Origin of the sequence: Xanthomonas campestris pv. phormiicola, assembly GCA_025666215.1 — a bacterium.
Lineage (GTDB): Bacteria > Pseudomonadota > Gammaproteobacteria > Xanthomonadales > Xanthomonadaceae > Xanthomonas_A > Xanthomonas_A campestris_A.
This window is the reverse complement of sequence record CP102593.1, coordinates 2,580,853-2,603,480: the sequence shown is the minus strand read 5'-3', so window position 1 is coordinate 2,603,480 and position 22,628 is coordinate 2,580,853. Positions and strand designations below refer to the sequence as shown.

Sequence of the window (22,628 nt, the reverse complement as noted above, 5' to 3'; positions counted from 1 at the left end):
CGCCATCCACATACGGCCGCGACTGCAGGATCAGCACTTCGGCGCCGACCACGGCCCATTCGATGTCCTGGTCCACGCCGCCCAGCGCGCGCTTGGTCGCGGCCGCCACGCTGGCCAACAATGGGTGCCTGTCCCGCAAGGATGGATAAGTCGCTCGGATCGTGGCGATGCTTTTGCGCCTCCAAGGGGCGACTCCCACGATCCAACGCCGCCGCCACGAAGCCTTAACCCCCTCCCCCTATCCTACCGACGCGCCCGACGACGCCTGCCACGCTCTCACACAGATCCGCGGAGCACAGACCACGTCGCCGGACGATCACGGACATCGACATTGCAAAGGAGACTCTATGAAGAAGCTGCACGTTTTCATGTTCGCCGGATGCCTGCTCGGCCTGAGCCCGCTGGCGGCCGCCGAGGTGGTCAACCTGACCAACAGTGCGGATGGCGCCAATCGCGACGCGGGCATCGCCGCGGTGAAGAAGAAGCTGCAGGACGCCTGCACGTCGCGCAAAGGCACGCCGGATCTCGACTCGTTCGAGGTGGTGTTCGAGAAGACCAGCCAGAACCCGGATGTTCCCAAGCCTTATTACGTGGACGGGAAGCTCAAGTGCGACGTGCCATAGGCTGAGGCCGGCGTTGCGCCGGCCTTCGCCTTGGCAACACAGCACCGAAACAAGGCCCCGCTCCGGCGGGGCTTTGCTTTTGGGCTTGCCACATGGTTCGGGTGCCTGTTCCGGATGCGCGAAACGGCAACCGGCCGGGAACGGACAAGCCCCCTCCTTCGCCCCCTTCCCGCTGCTGATATAGTCCGGCCAGCTCGATGGGCACGGTGCCCGTCCACGAATCAAACGGAGTTGTCATGGGTCTGGTCCAGGCGGTGTCAGGTACAGTCGGCGGCGTTCTCGCCGATCAGTGGAAGGACTTCTACACGGTGCCGGCCGGCCTGCCGGCGACGGCGGCACTGTTCGCCGCGGTGCCGCGCGGCACCAACGCCGGGCGTGGCTCCAACACCGGTGCGTCCTCGAACATCATCAGCAACGGCTCGAAGATCGTGGTGCCCGAAGGCTATGGGCTGCTGCTGATCCAGGACGGCGCGATCACCGGCTTCGTCGCCGAGCCGGGCGGTTACGAATGGCGGTCCGACGATCCGAACTCGCAGTCGATCTTCGCCGGCGATGGCCTGGTCGCGCCGCTCATCCGGCAGAGCTGGGAGCGCTTCAAGTTCGGCGGCCAGCCGGGGTCGCAGCAGGCGGCGTTCTTCGTGTCGCTGAAGGAGCTGCCCGACAACCGCTTCGGCACGCAGTCGGAGATCTACTGGGACGACGGTTTCCTCGGCACCCAGGTCGGTGCGGTGACGCGCGGCGCGTACACGCTGAAGATCGTCGACCCGATCCTGTTCGTGAAGAACTTCGTGCCGGCCCGCTACCTGCAGCCGGACCAGGTGTTCGACTTCACCGACCTCGACAACCCCGCGGCCAACCAGCTGTTCAACGAGGTGGTGGGTTCGCTGGCGCCGGCCTTCAGCCTGTACACGAACGATACGGGCAAGGGCAACCGCATCAGCAAGCTGCAGCAGGACTCGCTCGGCTTCGCCAAGAGTCTGTCCGATGCGGTCGAGCAGGCGTACCAGTGGCGTTCCGACCGTGGCCTGGTCATCGTCAAGACCGCGATCGTGTCGATCGAGTACGACGCGAATACGCGGGAACTGCTCAAGACCGTGCAGCGCGCCGATGCGCTGGCCGGCGCGCGCGGCAATGCCAACCTGCAGGCGAGCGTGGCCCAGGGCATCCAGTCGGCCGGCGAGAACGGCGGTGCCGCGGGCCTGGTGGGGCTGGGCATGGCGACCGGCATGGTCGGCGGCGTGGGCGGTCTGCAGCAGCCGGTCGCGCCCGCCGCCGCCGCCGACGACGCGGTCGCCAAGCTGAAGAAGGCCAAGGAGATGCTGGACCTGGGCCTGATCACCCAGAGCGACTACGACGCGGCCAAGGCCAAGGCACTGGGCCTGTAAGCAGCGGGGCACGCCGCGATCATGTCCGATCCCAGAACCCCGCCGCCGCTGCCGGCGACCCCGCCGCCCTTGCCGCCCTTGCCGCCACGGCCGGCCGCACCACCGCCGTTGCCCGCGGCGGCGGTGACCGGCCCCGGCTCGCCGCAGGACGTGCCGCCCTTGCCGGGCAGCCTGCCGCTCGACCCGGCCCCCCTGCCCGCTCCGATCCGCGAGGAGCTGCAGGCCCCCGATCCGCTCGCCATCGACACCGCTGCCGACGAACTGAAGGACGGCCTCAACCGCTGCCCGAAATGCGGCGCCACCGACATCCGCCCCAAGCTCGGCACCGACCTGCTGGTCTGCCAGTACTGTCGCCACGAATGGCACGGCGCACGCGTCGAGGAGGCCTTCGGATTCGGCGAAGGCCTCGACCGGCTGCGCGGCACGGTCATCGCCTCGGGCGCGCGCGACATCGCGGCCGACGCCGCCAGCCTGATGAGCTTCAAATGCACCGGCTGCGGCGCCGAGGTCACGATCAACACCGAAAGCACGATGACCGCACGCTGCCATTGGTGCCGGCATGTGTTCGGCGTCAACGAGCAGGTGGCCAATGGCGCGGTGCCCGATGCGGTGCTGCCGTTCCACATCAAGAAGGAGGATGCGGTCGCGCGCATCCGCCAGTTCGTGGACAAGCGGCGCCTGTTCGCGCTGAAGGCGTTCAAGCAGCAGTTCACGCCCGACAACGTGATCGGCGTCTACCTGCCCTACATGATCGTCGACGGCAACGTCAGCGCCAGCGTGGCCGGCAAGGGCGAGATCCAGACGCGCAGGTATACGCGCGGCACGGAAAAGAACAAGACCACGTACTACGACGCCGATGTGTACCAGGTGCAACGGCACGTGGATTTCACCGTGGACGACCTGCCGCTGGAATCGTCTTCCGAACGCGGCAACCTGGATACCCAGTCCAACACCAACAACATCATCAACACGATCCTGCCGTTCGACACCAAGAACGCGGTGAAGTGGAACGCGTCGTATCTGGCGGGCTTCACCTCGGAAAAGCGCAACAGCGACGTCGAACAGCTGCGGCCGCGCCTGGAGGACCAGCTGCTGTCGATCGCCCGCGTCCAGGTCGCCGATTCCGTCGGCCGCTATGACCGTGGCGTGCGCTGGGAGCAGGAACGGCTCGACGTGCACGGCACGCGCTGGGTGTCGATGTACCTGCCGGTGTGGCTGTACTCGTACCATGAGCCCGGCCGCAACGGCGGCATGCTGCACTACATCGCGGTGAACGGCCGTACCGGCGAAACCATGGGCAGCGTGCCGGTGCAGCAGTGGAAGCTGTTGCTGGCCGCGCTCGCCGCCGGCACCTTCATCGAAGCCATCGCACTCTGGATCGTGGCAGGCAGCGCATGAGCAACGACAGCGGACTCTGGTTGCTGCTGGCCGGCCCGGCCGGCGCCAGCGCGTTGTACTGGGCCCTGTACCGGTACTACCGCAATACCGACAAGTCGCACGCCTTCGAGCGGGAAACGTCGGTCGAGGCCAAGCCGGTGACCGGCTCGGACAGGAAGGTCGACACCATCCTGGGCACGCGGGAAAGCCGCATCCGCGGCGACAATGTGCGCGCGTTCCGGTCGCGCGTGCAGCGCGACACCGGCTGAGGCAGCGGGCGCCGCGATCGCGTGCTCAAGCAAAGGGCGGCCGCCGCTCCCGTCACCGGGAACGACTCGGCGCCTCCTGCGCAATCGTCGCCGAAGCTCGGCGTGCGGCCTGTGGTTGAGATCCTCGCCATGGCGCTTCAGCAACCCAAGGATCGTCGCGTGCGCCCCGGAGGTGCGGCGCTGCAGTTCCTACGTCGCGGCTCGCTCGCTGGCCAGCCACTCCGAACGGGTGTTGCCGGTCGGACCGGCATGGCGCTTGGCAGTCAATGGCCTGTCCGCGGATGGAAATCCAACGCTGGCCGATCCTGACGGCCTCGGTCCGCATCTGCCCTGGCACACCGCGGCGCCTATTTTTGCCGCATCGCCCTGGCCTATCGCCGATACCCGGCCAGTTGCGGCGTTCGGCAAGCCTGCCGCCGGGCGCGGGCATCGCGACGGCATTGGGCGAGGTCCGGACACCGATTGCGACGATGCGATGGATGGTCCTCGTGCCGGCCCCGAACTGGGTGCCCTGCCCCGGCGTTGTCTGCACGCCGGGGACAAAGGCCTGGCGGCCACCAGCCGGGACGCCGCCAGCCACGCATCAGAACCGACAGCCATCCGCATCCTGGGCTCGGTAAATCGGTGTTGCCAACACAGATCGACGACAGCGCTGGGCGAAGCTCGCCCATACCGAACGCGAGGCCCACCGGCGATGGCGCTCAGGCAAGACGCATACGCACCCCCATTCCGCCATGACATGGCCAACGCGAACCATGCCGGAAAGCGTGGCATCCGCGTCGCCGAATCGGGATCGGAAGCTCTTTCTCGAGACCGCGCATGTCACGCGGATTTAAAATTGTCTACAGCCGGATACAAACCGAGAATCCGGCGGCGGAAACCCGCACTCATGAAGTTTTGGCACTTGACTATGAAAAAAAAGATTGAGAAGTTCAACGGCACGCGGCAATGAATTGAATATGGAAAAATGCGTGCAGCGCAGCATTTCGCGCGCCATTCCGGTGAACTTCTTCGCCGCACAGAAGCTGCATGGAGAGCGCTTCGCCAAGGTCTGGAAAACTCTCGATGCGGTCTTGGCCCAGTCATCCGGACGAAACGCGCCGGATGGTTGGTTGTTGGATGGTAAACCCATTAACTAAGGAAAGCTCAATGAATCGTGTCCTGAATCTGCAGCGCCTGGCCCTGGATGAAACCAACTCGCTGCTGGGCAGCAGCACCGGCAGCTCCACCAGCAATTGCTGCAACGGCGTCATCGCCTAAGCGGCAGGAAGTGGAGGGCAATGGCATTGCGCCATTGCTCTCTCTTTTTGTACGTGAAATTAGCTTTTAATTGATTTCAATGTTTCTGTTTATGGACCAGCCTCCATAAATACAAGAACAACCATATCCAGCAAAGGGACATGTGCATGTCGGGTCGAGCAAGATCGCTGCGGGAAGCCCGTCATATCGACAAGGTGTTTTTCATGGCGGCGGACAGCCGCTTCTACGAGCCTGTCTATTCCCATTATCGGCCGACGGACGAATTGAGTTCGCTGGTCAAGCGGATCCTGCGCGCCAGGGGCCTGCAATGGAGCGTCTGGCGTTCCGGCGTGTGGTCGCATGTCATGCCTTCTGCAGACGCCGCGGCGGCCCCGCTCGCCACCCAAGGCTGGAAAATCCATGTCTCCGCGAACGAGGTCAATTGCCGGGACATTCTCGCGAAGGTCGCGGATCTGGCCCTGGAGCACGGTCTCCAGTTCAAGTTCGCCAACGACATCAACACGATGAAGCTGATGACGTCCAAGCGCTGGTCGCGCGGCGGTTCTGGAAAGTTCATCACCCTCTATCCCCCGACCGACGAGGTGTTCTGTCAGTTCATCGAGTGCGCCTACGCCATCCTGAAGGATGATGTCGGGTCCTACATCCTGTCCGACAATCGCTACAGGGATTGTCGCTGCCTCTATTACCGTTACGGCGGAATCATCCCGGTCAATCGCCTCGACTACATGGGCCAGCTGATACCGATCCTGACCTCGCCCGACGGCGAAGAAGTCGTCGATCGGAGAACGCCGTACTTCGAAACGCCGCCGTGGGTGTCGGATCCTTTCCCGCGCGACGATGCCGAGCAGCCGGACATGACCCTCAACGAGGGAAGGTTCGTCATCACCAGCGCGCTGGGGTTCTCCAATACCGGCGGCGTCTACCTGGCCACCGATACCGCGAGCGGGCGCGAGGTGGTGGTCAAGGAGGCGCGGCCTTACGTCGAACTGGTCGCCAACGGCCAGGACGCGACGACGCGCCTTGCCCAGGAGGAGAAAGTCCTGCGCATGGTGAGCGATCTGGGCGTCTCCCCGCAACTCGTCACCACCTTCTGGGACTGGGAAAACTTCTACCTTGTCGAAGAGCATCTGGATGCGGTCGACATGCGCGAAGTGATGTTGATGAATACCCCGCTGCTCCGCATCCATCCAGGCAGGGAGGACAGCGAGGCGTTCTACGTCAAGTGCAAGAGCATCTTCACCAGCCTGCTGGAGGCGGTCGATCGCTTCCACCACAGGGGCTTGGTCATCGGCGATCTTTCCCCGATGAACATCCTGGTGGACAAGGCCAGCATGACCGTCCGCATCATCGACCTCGAAGCCGCGTTCCAGCCCGCGGTCGACGACGCCCTGGACATCCACACCCCGGGGTTCCGCGCCGCCGTCAAGGGCCGCAAGCAGGAAAGCAACTCTCAGGACGACATCTACGCGATCGGCGCGATCATGATGTACAGCATGTTCCCGATCGTGGCGATGGCGTACGTCCGCGACGATCTCTTCAGCAATGTCCTGCCCGCACTCGTGGCCGACATCGGTTGGTCGAATACGCCCATTCAGAAGGTCATCCGCCGGCTTTCCAGCAATACGATCAGCTGCCGCGAGGCGATCGCCTTGCTCGATGGCCCGGCGTCCTTCGAGACCCCGTACACGGCGCGGCATTCCGCCCCGATCCTGTCTCCAGGCGAGGCATGCCGCGAACTGGCGGCCTTCATCGTCAGCCACTATCGGCTGGAAGAAGTGTATGCGCTGTTCCCTGTCGATCCCTTCGCCGGCCACACCAACGCGCTGAGTCTCGGCTTTGGCGCATGCGGCATCGTCCAGGCGTTGTTGAAATGCGGCTTCGAGGTGCCTGGGCAGGCCTTGGATCGCTACCACCGGGAACTGGCAGCCGTCGCAGCGGAAACGCTGCCGCCAGGGCTGCTGACCGGGAGCGCCGGCATCGCCTGGGCCAGCTTGGCGATCGGAAGCGCCGAGATCGGCAGGCGCTTCATGGGCTATGCCAACGGCAGCGCCTTGCTGCGCCGGCACCACTCGCTCTACTACGGCATGGCCGGCGTCGGCATGGCCAACCTCGCCGCCTACCGCAACAGCGGCGAGCCGCACTACCTGGACGTCGCGATCGACCTGGCGAAAACCCTGGCCTCGACCGCGATCGAGGATGCGAAGGGGCTGCATTGGGAGGACGAAGGCGGAATCCGGATCGGATTCGGCTATGGCCAAAGCGGCGTCGCGCTGTTCTTCCTGCGCCTGTCCCAGGTACTGAACGTCGCGTCCTGGCGCGAACTGGGAGGCAAGGCGCTCGACTACGATCTTTCGTTCGGTTTCGAACTCGAGCCTGGCAGCCTCGCCTTCGCCTGCGCGCCCGAAGAAAAGAACACCTACGAACACTACATCGAGCAAGGCAGCGCCGGCGTGGCCAAGGTGGCCATCCGCTACGGCCGCTGGGACCAGCTGGGACCGATCCTCACCGACCTGCACAGGAAGTACTCCGGCTTTCCGGGCCTGATCTATGGTCTGGCCGGCTTCGTCGACGTGCTGGTCGATGCGCATCTGTACTCCGGAGACGAGCGCTACCTGGCCATGGCGGAGCGGCCCCTGCAGGGCCTGGCGGACCTGTACCTGTTCAAGGAGGACAGCGGCTACGCAACTCCCGGGGAGAACCTGTTCCGCATCTCTTGCGACTACGCCACCGGCACGGCGGGCATCATGCGAACGCTGCATCGGCGCGCGACCCTGGCAGCGGACGAGTTCTGTCTGGACGAGATCGACGACCTGCCCGCGAAGACGCGTCCGGCACTTTCCGCGACGCATCCGGAACGGCTAGAGTCGGACATGGGATTGTCCGCCGCCGCCGCGAGCCGTTGAGTCCGGAGAGGCCGATGACGTTGTCCGCCACAGTCCAGCGCAGGCGTTCGGCAGCGCAGTGTTTCCTGCTGCTTCTCGACAAGTTCCGGACCGAATATGTAGGCGTCACCCTGTGTGCCGCGCTAGTGGGCGGCGCGGAAGGCTTGCTGCATCCCCTGTTGATGAAGGCCATCTTCGACGAGGCCTCCAGCCGCGCCGATTTCGGCCGGTTTGTCTATCTGGTTCTCGGCTATCTCGCGCTGGGGCTCACCCTCAATGTCGCGATCTACTGGCTTTCCCTCTGGCAGTTGAAGCTGGACAACAAGATCGTCAGGCAGATCAGCGCCAGATTGTTGCGCGCCTACTTCGGCAAGGACTACCGCGACGTGTTGCGCGAGGGAGAAGGCTCCTACGTGGCGCGGATCCGGTCCGACGTGAAGGACGGCGTCGTCCCCATGCTCGCCCTGGTGCGGACCCTGGCGGTGAAGATCGCCACGTTCGTCGCGCTCGTCTCGGTGCTGATCTTCATCTCCTGGCAGGCGTTACTGATTCTCTCGGCCATCATCCCCATCGCCACGTTCGTGAGCATCGTGGTGGGCAAGAAGATCCGTGGCCTCACCTCCATCGAGCGGGACAAGGAAGCGGTGCTGTTGAACGCACTCACCAAGTCGGTAGGCGCATTCAAGATGGTCTGCAGTTTCGGCCTGGCGTCGAAGACGCTCGGCAATTTTTCCAGGAGCATGGACGAAGTCCTGGATTCGGGATACAGGAAGTTTCGCGTGATCCGCCTGTTGCAAGGTGCCAGCGATCTGACGATGGTCATCTCCGACGTCTGCTCCATCTTCGTCGGCGCATTGTTCGTGTTCCGCAGGCAGATGACCATCGGCTCGTTCATTGCCTTCATGAACGCCTTCTGGCGTTCCGCGACGACGCTGATCGAGATCTTCAGGCAGTGGGCGGAATTGCACAGCCATGCCGCGACGCTCGACAGGGTGGTGGCGTTCCTGGACGAGCCGCCCGCCGTGCCCTCTCACAAGACCGGGAACGCGGTCGCGGCGACGTCGATCGGCTATGCGTACGGAATCAATCCGGTGCTCTCGGATTTTTCCATGCGCCTGGAACCCGGGACCAGCGCGCTCATCGTCGGCCACAACGGATCCGGGAAGACCACCCTCGCCAACATCCTGTCCGGCTATCTGTCGCCGTCGCAGGGCGCACTTGAACTGCCGGCACGGATCAGCGCGGTGACGCTGCCGGTGCTGTTCCCCCCCATCAAGGTCAGGGATCTGGGAGCGGAGGACGACCTGCTCCGGCTGTTCGGGATATACGAGCCGGACATTCTGGATTCCTATCCCGATCAATTGTCGGCCGGACAGCAGCAGAAGTTGTCGCTCTCCCTCGCGCTGTCGCAGGACGCGGACCTGTATGTGCTGGACGAGCCGCTGGCCAACCTGGATGCGCGCAGCCGATCCGTCGCCATGGAGGAGATCCAGCGTCGCACGCGGGGCAAGATCCTGCTGATCGTCATGCACGGCGCCGAAGAGTACTTTTCAAGGTTCGATCAGGTGCATATGCTGGGAAAGGACGAGCCGCTGGCACAGCCGCAAGGTAACGCGGTCGCATGCTGATCCGAACGCGGCCCAAGGCGCCCCAAGGCGCCCATGTCCCTGTGTTGCCGCCACGCCGACCGAACGGAGAGACCGTTCCGATGGCCCGAAGGAGTGCTTGAAGGCATGCTCGCCTATTATGTGAAGATCGCTCTGCACAACATGAAGCGCAACAGGGTGCTGACCGCGCTGATGGTGCTGGCAATTGCCGTGGGCATCGGGGCGAGCATGACGACGCTGACGGTGATGCACCTGCTATCGGGAGATCCTCTGCCGGACCGCAGCAAGGACATTTACTACCCCCAGATCGACGTCAATCCGCAGTCCAAGGGCAGAGAGCCGCTCGATGTTCTCGATTATCGAACGGCGATGGACCTTTGGAACGCCAAGCAGGCCGACCAGCAGGCCTTGGTCGTCAATAGCCAGGTGAAGCTCGGCGCGCCCGCCACGCGATTGCCGCCGATGATGTTGGCCATGGCCTCCACCACCTCCGACTTCTTTCCCATGTTCAATGTCCCATTCCAATATGGGCAGGGCTGGAGCCGGAACGACGATACCGGACGCGCGCGCCTGGCGGTGATTTCCTCCAATCTGAACGAGAGGCTGTTCGGGGGACGGAACAGCGTCGGCCAAATCGTGCGGCTGGGAGGCGTCGACGTGCGGATCATCGGCGTCCTGGCGCCCTGGCGGCCGTCGCCGCTGTTCTACAAGGTGCGCGGCGGCCGGTTCGCCAATGGCGACACATCGAGCTTCTACGGGCAGCCCGACGATATTTTCGTCCCCTTCTTCACCAGCCTGGAGGTCAATGCCGGCAACTTCCAGGCCTTCACCTGTTGGGCGACGCCGGACCAACCCGGGCACCTCGAGAATTCCCCATGCGTGTGGGTGGCGCTTTGGGTTCGCCTGGACGGCGCCGACAAAGTGGCCGCCTACGATCGATTCCTGAAGAACTATGCCGCGCAACAGCAGGAACTCGGCCGTCTCAGGTACGCGGACAACACCCGCCTGCGCTCGTTGATGCAATGGCTCGATTTCAACCGCGTGGTGCCGAGCGATGTGAAGCTGCAATCCGCGCTGGCGTTCGCGTTCCTGATGATTTGCCTGACCAATGTGGTGGGCCTGCTGCTGGCCAAGTTCCTGCGGCACAGCGGAGAGACCGGGCTGCGCCGGGCGCTGGGCGCCACCCGGACATCGGTATTCATCCAGTGCCTGGTCGAATCGGCGGCCATCGGCGTCTTCGGCGGCGTGGGCGGGCTGTTGCTGACCCTGCTCGGCCTGCATCTGGTACGCCGTCAACCCGTTCCCTATGCGGACTTCGCCTACCTGGATGTCTCGATGTTCCTGCTGACGTTCGCATTGTCGGTCGCCGTCAGCTTGCTCGCGGGCACGCTGCCGGCATTGCGCGCCAGCCTGATTCAGCCCGCATCGCAACTGAAGCTGCTGTAGAAGAGGCCCCATGCAGATTCGCATCGTTCTTTCCGCGCTGCGCAAGCACCGCATCGCCACCGTCCTGATCGCGCTGGAGATTTCGCTGGCCTGCGCGGTGTTCTGCAACGCCTGCTTCCTCATCTCGCAACGGCTGCAGGCGATGCGGATCGACAGCGGCGTGGACGAGGCGGCCTTGGGCACCGTCAAGCTGTCCGGATTCGACCCGCAACTGGCCAGCGATCTCAACGCGCGCGTCGTGGCCGCCCTGCGCGGCATCTCCGCGGTGAAAACCGTCAGCGTGGTCAATGCCGTGCCATTCGGCGAACCTGGCGCGCGGGCCGGGGTCACGCTCGATCAGGAGCAGCAGCATTTCGGCGGCGTGATCGACTTCTATGTCGGCGACGCAAGCGCCATCCAGGCCTTTGGATTGCGCCTGCTGTCGGGGCGTCTTCCCGCGTCGGAGGAGTACACGCCGGTCGCACAATACGTTCCCTCCAATCCCCCGGTGCTGATCACGCAAAAGCTGGCCGAGCATCTGTGGCCAGGCCAGAACCCGATCGGGCAGCGCCTCTGGAGCATGGACACGAGCTTCAGGGTGATCGGCGTCATCGACCACCTTTCGGTCTCCCAGCCCGGCGGCGGCGAAGCCGAGGATCCGGACTGGTCGGTCTTCGTGCCTGCGATTCCCGGGCCGAGTCTGGCAGGGAAATACCTGATCCGGGGAAACCCGGAAGACATCCCCGCCATCATGCGCGATTCCCGCGATGCGGTGCTCAAGGTGGCACCCGATGCCGTCTTCGACATGGAGCAGAGCCGGAGCCTGGTGGAGTTGCGCGACAGCTACTTCAAGAGCTCGCGGGTGATGGCGGCGATGCTGTTTGGGGTCATCGTCGCCCTGCTCGGAACGACGGCATTGGGCATCGTCGGGCTTGCGAGTTTCTGGGTGACGCAGCGTCGCAAGCAGATCGGCATTCGACGCGCGCTGGGCGCCACCCGCAGCGACATCCTGCGCTACTTCCAGATCGAGAACTTCCTCATCGTCTCGCTGGGCATCGTGTTCGGCATGCTTCTCGCCTATGGCATGAGCCTGGTGCTGATGCGCGCCTACGAGTTGCCGCGGTTGCCGCTGTGGTACATGCCGATCGGTGCCGTCACTCTGTGGATCCTGGGCCAGCTTGCCGTGCTGGCGCCCGCGCTGCGTGCGTCCGGCATCTCCCCGGTAGCGGCGATCAGGGCAATCTGATTGCCGCAGCCGTAGGCACCGTCCCAGAGTCGCTCGCATTCGCGAGCAGCCGTGGCGAGGCTACCCCAGCCCAGGCCTTCGGAAGCGGCAGTACCGCCGCGCTGCCGCGCTGCGCAGACGGCGGCACAATCCGACCGCGGACGCATTCGCGCACCGATCGTGCCTACGGCGCCCGCGGCAACCGCACCCGCGCGCACAAGCCACCGCCCTCGCGGTTGCCGAATTCCAGCGCGCCGCCGTGGGCCTGGCAGATCGCCGCGGCGATGGACAGGCCCAGGCCGCTGCCGCCCGAGTGCCGGGCGCGCGAATCCTCGGCGCGCCAGAAGCGGTCGACCATCCGCGGCAGCAGTTCCGGGGTCACGCCCGGCCCGCGATCGCAGATGCAGACCAGCACGTCGCTCGAACCGGCGCTCACTTCGATCAGCAGGCGCTTGCCGACCGCGCCATAGCGCAGCGCGTTGTCGATCAGCACCGACAGCACCTGGCCGATACGGTCGCGATCGGCACTGATCGACACGCTGCCCGGCACGCGCAGCTCCACCTGCATCTGCGCGGCCTGCAACGGCTGCGCCAGCCAGGCCAGACGCTCGCGGATCAGCATGTCGAGCGGAAAGGTGTGCGGCTCCAGCATCAGCTGATTGGCGCGCGCCATCGACAGCAGATGCAGGTCGCCGACCAGGCGATTGATCTGTTCCAGTTGGCGATGGACCATCTGCAGCTGTTCGTCGCTGCACGGGAAGACCTGGTCGAGCATGCCCTGCACCCGGCCCATCGCCGCGTTCAATGGCGTGCGCAGTTCGTGCGCCAGCATCGCGCTGGAATCGCGTACCTCGCGCTCGTATTGCTGCAGTTGCGCGGTCATGCCGTTGAAGTCCATCGCGAAGCTGGCGAGCTCGTCCGGCGCGTGGGGGATCACCTTGGCACGCGCGGAAAAGTCGCCGTCGCTGATTCGCCGGGCGGCCTCCGCCACGTTGGAGAACTGCCGCGATAGCGGCCGCGAGGCGAGCAACCCGCACACCACGATGACCGGGATCGAGCCGACCACCAGCACCGCCAGCAGCAGCCAGTCGCGGCTGGCCAACCCAGGCAGGAAGTCGGCGACGTCGTAATAGCGCGCGAACAATTGCCACAAGCGCTGCTCGTTGCTGTGCGGGTCCTGGCGCAGCTCCATCATTTCCTGGCGCGCCGCCGGCGGCAGCTTGTGCAGGGTCATGATGTCCCAGATCGCGAAGCGCAGCCACATGGCGAACACGATCGCCAGCACGGTGATCACCGCCAGCGCGCTCATGCGCAGGCCCACCCATTGCCACAGCGGCGCGTGCGCCTGGCGGCGAGCGAATGGCCATGTCCATTTCATCGGAAGCGATAGCCGATCGCGCGCACCGTCACCAGCACGCCGCTGATGCGCTCGGCTTCCAGCTTCTTGCGCAGGTTGTGCACGTGGGCGTCCACCACCCGCTCCAGCGCGTCGCTTTCCGGCAGGCAGATTTCCAGCAGTTCGCTGCGCGTGTACGCCTTGAACGGCGTCTTCAGCAAGGTGGCCAGGATGTTGAATTCGGTCGGCGTCAGGTCCAGCGGCACGGCGTTGCCGTCGCCATCCTGCACCGTGGCCAGGACCGCACGGGTGTCGACCGTGAGCCGCTCGTACTTCAGCAGCTCCTCGGTGGCCCTGGCCGGCCCGGCGCGGCGCAGCACCGCGTACACCCGCGCGACCACCTCCTTGGGGCTGTAGGGCTTGACCACGTAGTCGTCGGCACCATAGCGCAGCGCGCCGAGCTTTTCCGGCTCATCGCCCATCGCGGTCACCATGATCACCGGCGTGTCGCTGCTGCGGCGGATCGTCGACAGCACTTCGGTACCGCTCAGCCTGGGCAGCATCACATCCAGCAGCACCAAGTCCGGTTTCCACTGCGCGTGCAACTGGATCGCGCGCTCGCCATCGCTGGCGATGGCGACCTCGAATCCGTCGCGGCGCAAATAGGCATCGAGGATGCTGGCGCTGTCGGTATCGTCTTCGACGACGAGGATCTTCTTCGAATTCATTGGCTTTGCGGCCCTTTTTGCCCGTCTTGATGAAATCTTGAAGATTCCTGAAAGCCGGCTTGAACTGCCCGGCCGACTCTATCACTCGAGATTGGCTACCCAACCGACTGACCCCCATGATTCTACCGTCTGCAGGCGATGGCCCGAATAGCCATCGACTCCTCGCCGTCCTCGTCGCCGCACTGCTCGGCGGCTGCTCGCTGGCGCCGGTCTACCAGCGCCCGCAGGCGGTCGTGCCGGGCACGCTGGGCGCGTCCGATGCGGCAACGGCACCGCACGCCGCCGCCGCCGCCGCGACGGTGGCCCTGACCGAGCAGGAACAGCGGTTCCTGCACGATTTTTCGCCGAACCGCGACCTGGCGCCGCTGGTGAGCCAGGCGCTGGCGCACAACCCGGATTTCCGCACCACCGTCCTGCAGGTGCAACAGGCGCGGGCGCAGTACCGGATCGACCGTTCCCAGCAGCTACCGCAAATCGGAGTGCAGGCGCAGGATACCCGGCAGAGTTACGACGATCCGCAGCGGCAGGCGCTCTATGGACAGAAGCTGGTGACCGCGGCGGTCGGTGTCGACAGCTTCGAACTGGACCTGTTCGGCAAGCTGGCGGCGCTGTCGGCCGCGGCGCAGCAGCGCTACCTGTCCAGCGCCTACGGCCAACAGGCCGCGCGCGGGGCGCTGATCGCCGAAGTGTTGCGCACCTACACGGTGGAACGCGCGGCGGCGCAGGCGCAGGACCGCTTCCAGGCCATCGCCAAGGACAGCGCGGCGTTGCTGGCCTTCGCCAACGACCAGCACGATGTCGGGCTGATCTCCAACGACGCGCTGGACCGCCAGCGCCACCAGACCGATCAGGCCCAGGTTCGCGCCTTGCAGGCGGTCAGCGACCATGCCGCCGCGCGCCGCGCCCTGCAACTGGTCGCCGGTTTCGATGCGCCGGCCGGCAGCGGCGACCTGCAGGACCTGCTGCCGGCCGACCCCGGCGCCGCCGCCCTGCGCGACCTGGACTCGGCGGTGCTGCTGCAGCGCCCCGATATCCAGCAAGCCGAGGCCGAACTGCGTGCGCGCAACGCCGATATCGGTGCCGCCCGTGCCGCGTTCTTTCCGTCGATCAAGCTGAGCACCTCGCTGGGCACCGCCAGCGACGTCCTCAGCGGCCTGTTCAAGACCGGCAGCCGCGCCTGGAGCTTCGCCCCGGAGTTGACGCTGCCGATCTTCGATTTCGGGCGCAACCGCGCCAACCTGGATATCGCGCAACTGCGCAAGCAAGCCGGCATCGCCGACTACGAAAAGGCCATCGAGTCGGCGTTTCGCGACGTCGCCGATGCGCTCGATGCCAATCCCGGCCTGCAACAGCGCGAGCAGCGCGAGCGGGCCAACAGCGAACGCGAGCAGCAGCGCATCGCACGCATGGACAAGCGTGTCGCGCAGGGCCTGCAGGACCGCACCACGCTGCTCGGCGAACGTATCGCCGCCGAGCAGGCCGCCCTGGATCACCTGCAGTCACGTCAGGACCTGATCCTCAACCGCATCGCGCTGTTCCGCGCGTTCTATGGCGTGCAGTTGCCGCACGCATCTTGATCCACCCCACTTCGAAAGAGGCTTACCATGAAAACTCTCGCGTTGCTTCCGATCCTGGCCTGCGCCCTGTCGCCTTTGGCCGCCAATGCCGCCGATGCCGATGCGTCCGGCTTCCGCCTGTTCGGTCACCAGACCGACCTCAGCATCGGCGCTGGCGCGGTGGCGGCGCCGCGCTACCTGGGTTCCAAGGACTCGCGCACGCTGTTCACCCCGGTGCTGGTGGCGCAGAGCGGCATCGTGTTCTTCGACAACGTGCGCGGCCTCGGCGTGCAGTTCCAGACCGATGGCGGCTTCTACGTCAGCCAGTCCTTCGGCTACGACCTGGGCCGGCTGGACCGCGACAGCAACTGGCGCCCGGGTTCCAAGACCCTGGCCGGCATGGGCACCGTGCCCGGCTCGGTGACCAGCCACACCATGATCGCGCAGCAGTTCACCCCGTATTTCACCCTGAACGCGGAAGCCGAGTTCGCACTGAAGGACGGCGCCAGGCGCAACGACTACCGTGCCGGCGGCAAGTTCACCCTGCTGCAGAACGACAAGGACACGGTGACCATGGACGTGGATGCGCACTGGGGCGACCGCCGCTACAACCAGGCCTACTTCGGCGTGACCGCGGCACAAAGCCTGAGCAGCGGCTATGCGGTGTCCAAGCAGGATTCGGGGCTGTATGCGTATTCGGTCGGCGCCAACTGGGATCACGCCCTGTCCAAGCACTGGAGCACCTCGCTGTCGGTCAGCGGCATGCGTTTCACCGACGACGTGGCAGACAGTCCGATCGTGAAGCGCCGCAGCTTCGCCAGCGCCATCGCCGCCGTGACCTACAACTTCTGACGGCAACCCAGAGCAGCCGCCCATGAAACCCAGTTTTGCGATCTTCTTCTCCGTCTGCATGCCGCTGGCTGCAGTGTCGTTGGCCGCATGCAGCCGCGCGGTGCCTCCGCCTGCGGAAGCGCCGCGCGCGGTGAAACTCGAGGCCGTCGGTGCCGCCGACGGTCGCGATACCAGCCGCTTCGTGGCCCAGGTCCGCCAGGAGCAGCGCGCCGAACTCGGTTTCGAGGGCGGCGGCCGCATCGCCTCGATCGAGGTGGATGTCGGCGATCACGTGCGCCAGGGTCAGATCCTGGCGCGCCTGGACCCGGAACCGAACCGGTTACGGGTGGAACAGGCCGAGGCCAGCGCCAGGATCGCCGCCGCCGACCTGCAGCAGCAGCAAACCCAGCTCGCCCAGCAGCAGGCCATGTTCGAGGACGGGGCGGCGTCGGCAACGACCCTGACCGCCGCCAAAACCGCGTTCGCAAGCGCCCAAGCGCGCTTGCGCAGCGCCCAATCCGACCTGTCGCTGGCGCGCCGCGGCCTGCGCCAGACCGATCTCCGCGCGCCGTTCGACGGCAGCGTGGTCGCCCGGTTGCAGCAGCCCAACGCCAATGTCGCCGCAGGCCAGACGGTGCTGCGGGTCGAAGGCCAGGGCCACGCCCAGGTGACGGTCGCACTGCCAGCCTCGCTGGCCACGGCATTGCGTCCTGGCCAGGCCGCGAACGGGTATCGCGCCGACGCTCCCGAGCAAGCGCTGCCGCTGCGGCTGCTCAGCGTGTCCGCACGGCTGGATGGCGGCGCCACCATGCAGGCGCTGTTCGAAAGCGCTGCCAGCGGCGTTGCCCAGTTGCGCAGCGGCGAGAACCTGCTGCTCGAACTGCCCCGCGACGACGCCCATCCGGTGAGCGTGCCGTTGAGCGCGCTGGTGCCCAGCATGGGCAACGGCAAGATGATGGTGTTCGTCTACCAGGGCGCCAATGCCACCGTGCGCCGACGCCAGATCGTCACCGGCGACGCCGAGGGCGGCCGCGTGCAGGTCCAGCAAGGACTGGCCGCTGGCGAACGCATCGTAGCGGCAGGTGCGGCCTTCCTCAGCGATGGCCAGGCTGTCGTTCCCTTCCGTCCCGATACGCGCCTGAGCGGCACTGCCTCGCCATGAACCTGACCCGCGCCACCCTCAACTCGAGCCGCTTCGCGCTGTTCTGCGCAGCGATGATCCTGATCGGCGGAATCATCACCTTCCTCGGTTTCCCCTCGCAGGAGGAACCCAGCGTCAGCGTACGCGACGCGGTGGTGGAAGCCGCGTTCCCGGGCATGTCCACCGAGCGCATGGAGAACATGATCGCGCGGCCGCTGGAAGAACACCTGCGCGAGATCACCGGCCTCAAGAAGATCGTCACCAGCGTGCGCCCGGGCAGCGTGATCGTGCAGCTGACCGCCTACGACAACGTCGCCGATCTGCCGACGCTGTGGCAGCGCGTGCGCAACAAGGCCGCAGAGGCCGGCGCGGAACTGCCGCCGGGGACGCAGGGACCGTTCGTCGACGACGACTTCGGCCGCGTCGCGATCGCCTCCATCGCGGTGACCGCGCCCGGCTTCAGCACCACCGAGATGCGCGCGCCGCTGCGGCAGATGCGCGAACTGCTGTATACCGTGCCAGGCGTGGAGCGCGTCAGCTTCCACGGGCTGCGCGAGGACCGCATCTACGTCGCCTTCGACCGCACCCGGCTGGGCGAGGCCGGCCTGACCCCCGGCGCGGTGGCGCAACAGCTGCGCACGCAGAACATGGTCGCTGCCGGCGGCCAGATCGCCGCCTCCGGCCTGGCGATGACCGTCACCACCTCCGGCGAAATCCGCACGCTGGGCGAATTGGGCAACACCCTGATCTCCGTTTCCGGCGCCGATGGCACGCGCCAGATCCCGCTGTCGCAGCTGGCGCGCATCGCGCTGATGCCGGCCGATCCGCCGGAGAGCGCCGCCATCTACCAAGGCCAACCGGCGGTGGTGGTGGCGGTGTCGATGGCGCCCGGCTACAACATCGCGCAAGTCGGCCAGGCCCTGCGGCAGAAGCTCGGCGAGACCGCGCGGATGCTGCCGGTGGGCTTTTCCCAGCACGTGGTCACCTTCCAGGCCGACGTGGTCGAGCGCGAGATGGGCAAGATGCACCACGTCATGGGCGAGACCGTGCTCATCGTGATGGCGGTGGTGATGCTGTTCCTCGGCTGGCGCACCGGCCTGATCGTCGGCGCGATCGTGCCGCTGACCATCCTCGGCACGTTGATCGTGATGCGTGCGCTGGACGTGGAGCTGCAGACCGTCTCCATCGCCGCGATCATCCTCGCGCTGGGCTTGCTGGTGGACAACGGCATCGTCATCGCCGAGGACATCGAACGCCGCCTGGCCTCCGGCGAGGAACGCCGCCAGGCCTGCGAAGCCGCCGGGCGGACCCTCGCGCTGCCGCTGCTGACCTCCTCGCTGGTCATCGTGCTCGCGTTCTCGCCGTTCTTCTTCGGCCATACCAGCACCAACGAGTTCATGCGCTCGCTGGCGATCGTGCTGGCGGTGACCCTGCTCGGCTCTTGGCTGCTCAGCATCACCGTGACTCCGCTGCTGTGCGTGTACTTCGCGCGCGCGCACGGCGCCGGGCAAGGCGAACATGGCGCCGACCACTACGATTCCAGGTTGTACCGTGGCTACCGGCGCATCATCGAGCAGTTGCTCAAGCACAAGGCGCTGTTCCTCGGTGGCATGCTGCTGTTGCTGGCGGCGGCGGCCACCATCCTCGGCTCGCTGCCCTATACCTTTCTGCCCAAATCCGATCGGCTGCAGTTCCAGATGCCGGTGACCCTGCAGCCGGGCAGCGACTCGCGCGAAACCCTGCGCACCGTGCAATCGATCAGCGCCTGGCTCGCCGATCGCAAACGCAATCCCGAGATCGTGGACAGCATCGGCTACGTGGCCGACGGCGGGCCACGGATCGTGCTGGGCTTGAATCCGCCACAGGCGGCTGCCAACATCGCCTACTTCACTGTCGGCGTTCGTCAAGGGACCGATATCGACGCTGTCATCGCCCGCGTTCGCCAGCACATCCGCCAAAGCTATCCGGCCGTTCGCGCGGAGCCGAAGCGTTTCTCGCTGGGGTCGACCGAATCCGGCGTGGCGATCTACCGGGTGGTCGGCCCGGACGAAGCGCAGTTGCGCCGCATCGCCGCCGGCATCGCCCAGGCGCTGCGGCAATTGCCCGGCACCGTGGACGTCAGCGACGACTGGGAGATCCGCATCCCCCGCTACGAGGTACGGGTCGACCAGGCCAAGGCGCGCGCTGCCGGACTCAACAGCGAGGACATCGCCCAGGCGCTGCAACTGCGCTACAGCGGCATCGATGCCTCGGTGATCCGCGACGACAGCGTCAACGTGCCCATCGTGCTGCGCGGCGCCGACGAGGAGCGCGTCCGCGCCGCCAATCTGGGCACGACCCTGCTCTATCCGCAGGCAGGCGGCGCGCCCGTGCCGCTGTCGGCGATCGCCGCCATCACCCTGTCCTCCGAGCCGTCCTCGATCCAGCGCCGCAACCTGAGCCGCGCCATCACCGTGACCGGGCACAATCCGGGCATGACCACCGACGAAGTCGTCGCCGCCCTGGCCGACAAGGTCGCCGCGTTGCGCCTGCCGCCCGGCTACCGCATCGAGATGGGCGGCGAACTGGAGGATTCCGCCGAGGCCAACCAGGCGCTGCTGCAATACATGCCACATGCGCTGGGCGCGATCCTGTTGCTGTTCATCTGGCAATTCAACTCGTTCCGCAAGCTGTTCATCGTCGTCGCCAGCATTCCGTTCGTGCTGATCGGCGCGGCCCTGGCGCTGCTGGTCACCGGCTATCCGTTCGGCTTCATGGCCACCTTCGGCCTGCTCGCGCTGGCCGGCATCATCGTCAACAACGCGGTGCTGCTGCTGGAGCGCATCGATGCCGAACTGGCCGACGGCCTTGGCCGGCACGAGGCGGTGGTCGCCGCGGCGGTCAAGCGCCTGCGCCCGATCGTGATGACCAAGCTGACCTGCATCGTCGGCCTGGTCCCGCTGATGCTGTTCGCCGGGCCGTTGTGGACGGGCATGGCGATCACCATGATCGGCGGCCTGGCGCTGGGCACGCTGGTCACGCTGGGCGTGATTCCGGTGCTGTACGACCTGCTGTTCTCGCTGCGCAACGGCCGCAGCGCGATGCAGACGGCCACGGCGTGAGCGGCCGGCGCAGCCAGCGCCTGGCCTGGCGCATGCTCGTCTTGCTGTGCCTGGCGTTGGGCGCCAGCGGCTGCGCCATGGTCACGCTGAAACCGGTCAGCGCGGCCGAGTACATCCAGGCCAAGCGCGGCGATCCGCTCAGCAGCGGCCACCTCAGCACCCCGGCGATCGAGACGCTCGCGGTGATCGGCCTGAGCGAAAGCGCATGCAGCACCCGGACCCGGCAATGCGCCGAGCAGTTGCTCCATAACGACGGTGTGGTCCAGGAGCGCAAGCTGGCCACCGTCGCCGAGCTGTGGCTGCAGGCCTCGCTGCAGTTGGCCAAGCGCCAGCCGCGCAGCGACGCGGCGCTGAGCGCCTGGCTGGAGACCGCGCGTTATGCCTATGCCTACCTGTTCTTCAGCGATCGCGCGCCCAGCGAGCGCACCTTCGAGGACCGCCAGACCCAGGTGCGCGACTACTACAACTATGCGGTGCAACAGGCGGTATCGGCATTGTTCCTGCGCTTCCAGCAGCAGGACCAGCAGGCCGACAGCGCGGCCGAACTGTCGGCCCTGCCCGGCTGGAGGATCGTGCTGGACGTGAGCCGGTTGGGCGCATTGCAGGACATGCCGATGCCGGACACGATGCTGCCGGCCAGCGGCCTGCGCTTCACCGGGCTGCGCAGCGTCTATCGGCGCGACGGGTTCGGCTCGGAGATGGTCGCCGTGCTGCCGAACGCGACGTCGCTGCGGAACGAGGCGAGCGAGTCGGACGAGACGAGCCCGGCCTACAGCGCGATGCCGACCCCGAGCCTGACCGTGCTGCTGCGTTTCGATGGCGATACGCTGGCCGAGATGCTGGCCAGCCGCGCGGTGCGGGTGGAAGCCTACGATCCGTACCTGAGCGCCCGTGCCATGCTGGGCGGCTACGAAGTGCCGCTGGCCGGCAACTTCAGCGCCGGCTATGGGGTGTGGATGGCGCGTTCGGGTTTCGCCGAGCAATCGCTGCGCACGCTGTTCGGCATGGCCCATGGCATCGACCGGCCGCACATCTTCCTGACCCAGCCCTACGATCCCAACCGCCGGGTGCTGGTGCTGCTGCACGGTCTGGCCAGCAGTCCCGAAGCCTGGGTGAACCTAGCCAACGAACTGCTGGGCGACGAACACCTGCGCGCCCGCTATCAGATCTGGTTGGTCTACTACCCGACCAACCTGCCGATCGCCTACAACCGGATGGAGATCCGCAAAGGCCTGGAGCAGGCGCTGGACCATTTCGATCCGCAACGGCGCAGCGCCTCGGCGCACGACATGGTGCTGGTCGGGCACAGCATGGGCGGCGTGCTGGCGCGGTTGATGGTGTCCTCCAGCGACGGCGACCGGCTCTGGCAACGCCTGTTCGGCAACAGCACGCTCTCCGCGCAGGCATTGCAGACGCTGCAAGGCAAGCTGTCGCCGATGCTGCATTTCGAGCCGATGCCGGAAGTCTCCGAGGCGATCTTCCTGGCCTCGCCGCACCGCGGGACCCCGCATGCGACCGGCATGCTAGGCAGCCTGGTGGGACGCCTGATCGGCCTGCCCGCGCGTGTTCTCGACCAGTTCAAGGACATCACCAGCACCGGCGTAGTCGGCAAGCTGCCGACCAGCATGGACAACCTCAACGACCACGACGACTTCGTGCAGGCTGCGGCGGAGCTGCAGATCTCGCCGAAGGTGCGCTATCACTCGATCATCGCCCGCCGCGATCCGCGCGTGCCGCTGGCGCAATCCGACGACGGCTTCGTGCCGTACTGGAGCGCGCACCTGGACGGTGCGGCGTCGGAGACCGTGATCACGTCCGGACACAGCGTGCAGGAAACCCCGCAAGCCATCCTGGAGATCCGCAAGCTGCTGCAGTGAACCCG

17 protein-coding genes are annotated in these 22,628 nt (G+C 66.2%); 15 read left to right on the top strand and 2 right to left on the bottom strand.

The window, feature by feature from the left end; all coding sequences use genetic code 11:
* The first annotated feature begins 347 nt into the window (after positions 1–347).
* The 10 genes from NRY95_10925 (at position 348) to NRY95_10880 (ending at position 12,074) form a co-directional block, all read left to right on the top strand.
* Complete coding sequence (locus tag NRY95_10925) at positions 348–623, top strand: hypothetical protein (protein ID UYC18420.1); 276 nt, start codon at positions 348–350, stop codon at positions 621–623.
* 236 nt (positions 624–859) lie between these two features.
* Positions 860–2,008, top strand: a complete 1,149-nt coding sequence (locus tag NRY95_10920) for an SPFH domain-containing protein (protein ID UYC18419.1) — start codon at positions 860–862, stop codon at positions 2,006–2,008.
* A 21-nt stretch (positions 2,009–2,029) separates the two neighbouring features.
* Positions 2,030–3,406 carry a TFIIB-type zinc ribbon-containing protein gene (locus NRY95_10915; GenBank protein ID UYC18418.1) on the top strand — a complete coding sequence of 459 codons (1,377 nt, stop codon included), beginning with the start codon at positions 2,030–2,032 and terminating at the stop codon, positions 3,404–3,406.
* Positions 3,403–3,654 carry a hypothetical protein gene (locus NRY95_10910; protein UYC18417.1) on the top strand — a complete coding sequence of 84 codons (252 nt, stop codon included), beginning with the start codon at positions 3,403–3,405 and terminating at the stop codon, positions 3,652–3,654. Before NRY95_10915 ends, NRY95_10910 begins: the two co-directional genes overlap by 4 nt.
* Positions 3,655–4,577: 923 nt before the next feature.
* Positions 4,578–4,793, top strand: a complete 216-nt coding sequence (locus NRY95_10905) for a hypothetical protein (protein UYC18416.1) — start codon at positions 4,578–4,580, stop codon at positions 4,791–4,793.
* 10 nt (positions 4,794–4,803) lie between these two features.
* On the top strand, positions 4,804–4,914 hold the full coding sequence (locus tag NRY95_10900; GenBank protein UYC18415.1) for a class III lanthipeptide: 111 nt from the start codon (positions 4,804–4,806) through the stop codon (positions 4,912–4,914).
* 146 nt (positions 4,915–5,060) lie between these two features.
* Complete coding sequence (lanKC, locus tag NRY95_10895) at positions 5,061–7,817, top strand: class III lanthionine synthetase LanKC (GenBank protein UYC18414.1); 2,757 nt, start codon at positions 5,061–5,063, stop codon at positions 7,815–7,817.
* A 14-nt stretch (positions 7,818–7,831) separates the two neighbouring features.
* Entirely contained in the window at positions 7,832–9,424 is a 1,593-nt protein-coding gene (locus NRY95_10890) for an ABC transporter ATP-binding protein/permease (GenBank protein UYC18413.1), read from the top strand.
* Positions 9,425–9,529: 105 nt separating this feature from the next.
* Complete coding sequence (locus NRY95_10885; protein UYC18412.1) at positions 9,530–10,849, top strand: ABC transporter permease; 1,320 nt, start codon at positions 9,530–9,532, stop codon at positions 10,847–10,849.
* A 10-nt stretch (positions 10,850–10,859) separates the two neighbouring features.
* A complete protein-coding gene (locus tag NRY95_10880; protein ID UYC18411.1) occupies positions 10,860–12,074 on the top strand; it encodes an FtsX-like permease family protein in 1,215 nt (404 codons plus the stop codon).
* Positions 12,075–12,237: 163 nt separating this feature from the next.
* On the opposite strand, the gene NRY95_10875 is transcribed toward NRY95_10880, so the two are convergent.
* Positions 12,238–13,431: an ATP-binding protein gene (locus tag NRY95_10875; protein ID UYC18410.1), complete on the bottom strand. Its 1,194-nt coding sequence runs from the start codon at positions 13,429–13,431 to the stop codon at positions 12,238–12,240.
* A complete protein-coding gene (locus NRY95_10870) occupies positions 13,428–14,117 on the bottom strand; it encodes a response regulator (protein ID UYC18409.1) in 690 nt (229 codons plus the stop codon). The genes NRY95_10875 and NRY95_10870 overlap by 4 nt, the downstream gene beginning before the upstream one ends.
* Before the next feature lie 116 nt (positions 14,118–14,233).
* Here NRY95_10870 and NRY95_10865 point away from each other — a divergent pair, with 116 nt between their 5' ends.
* The 5 genes from NRY95_10865 to NRY95_10845 are packed head-to-tail and all read left to right on the top strand — an operon-like array spanning position 14,234 to position 22,623.
* Entirely contained in the window at positions 14,234–15,694 is a 1,461-nt protein-coding gene (locus NRY95_10865; protein ID UYC18408.1) for an efflux transporter outer membrane subunit, read from the top strand.
* Positions 15,695–15,721: 27 nt separating this feature from the next.
* The gene (locus NRY95_10860; protein ID UYC18407.1) at positions 15,722–16,525 is read left to right on the top strand and encodes a MipA/OmpV family protein; all 804 of its coding nucleotides are present in this window, start codon (positions 15,722–15,724) and stop codon (positions 16,523–16,525) included.
* 22 nt (positions 16,526–16,547) lie between these two features.
* Positions 16,548–17,666: an efflux RND transporter periplasmic adaptor subunit gene (locus NRY95_10855; GenBank protein UYC18406.1), complete on the top strand. Its 1,119-nt coding sequence runs from the start codon at positions 16,548–16,550 to the stop codon at positions 17,664–17,666.
* Positions 17,663–20,746, top strand: coding sequence for an efflux RND transporter permease subunit (locus tag NRY95_10850; GenBank protein UYC18405.1), 3,084 nt, complete (start codon positions 17,663–17,665; stop codon positions 20,744–20,746). Before NRY95_10855 ends, NRY95_10850 begins: the two co-directional genes overlap by 4 nt.
* A gap of 32 nt (positions 20,747–20,778) precedes the next feature.
* Positions 20,779–22,623 carry an alpha/beta fold hydrolase gene (locus tag NRY95_10845; GenBank protein UYC18564.1) on the top strand — a complete coding sequence of 615 codons (1,845 nt, stop codon included), beginning with the start codon at positions 20,779–20,781 and terminating at the stop codon, positions 22,621–22,623.
* Positions 22,624–22,628 lie beyond the last annotated feature (5 nt).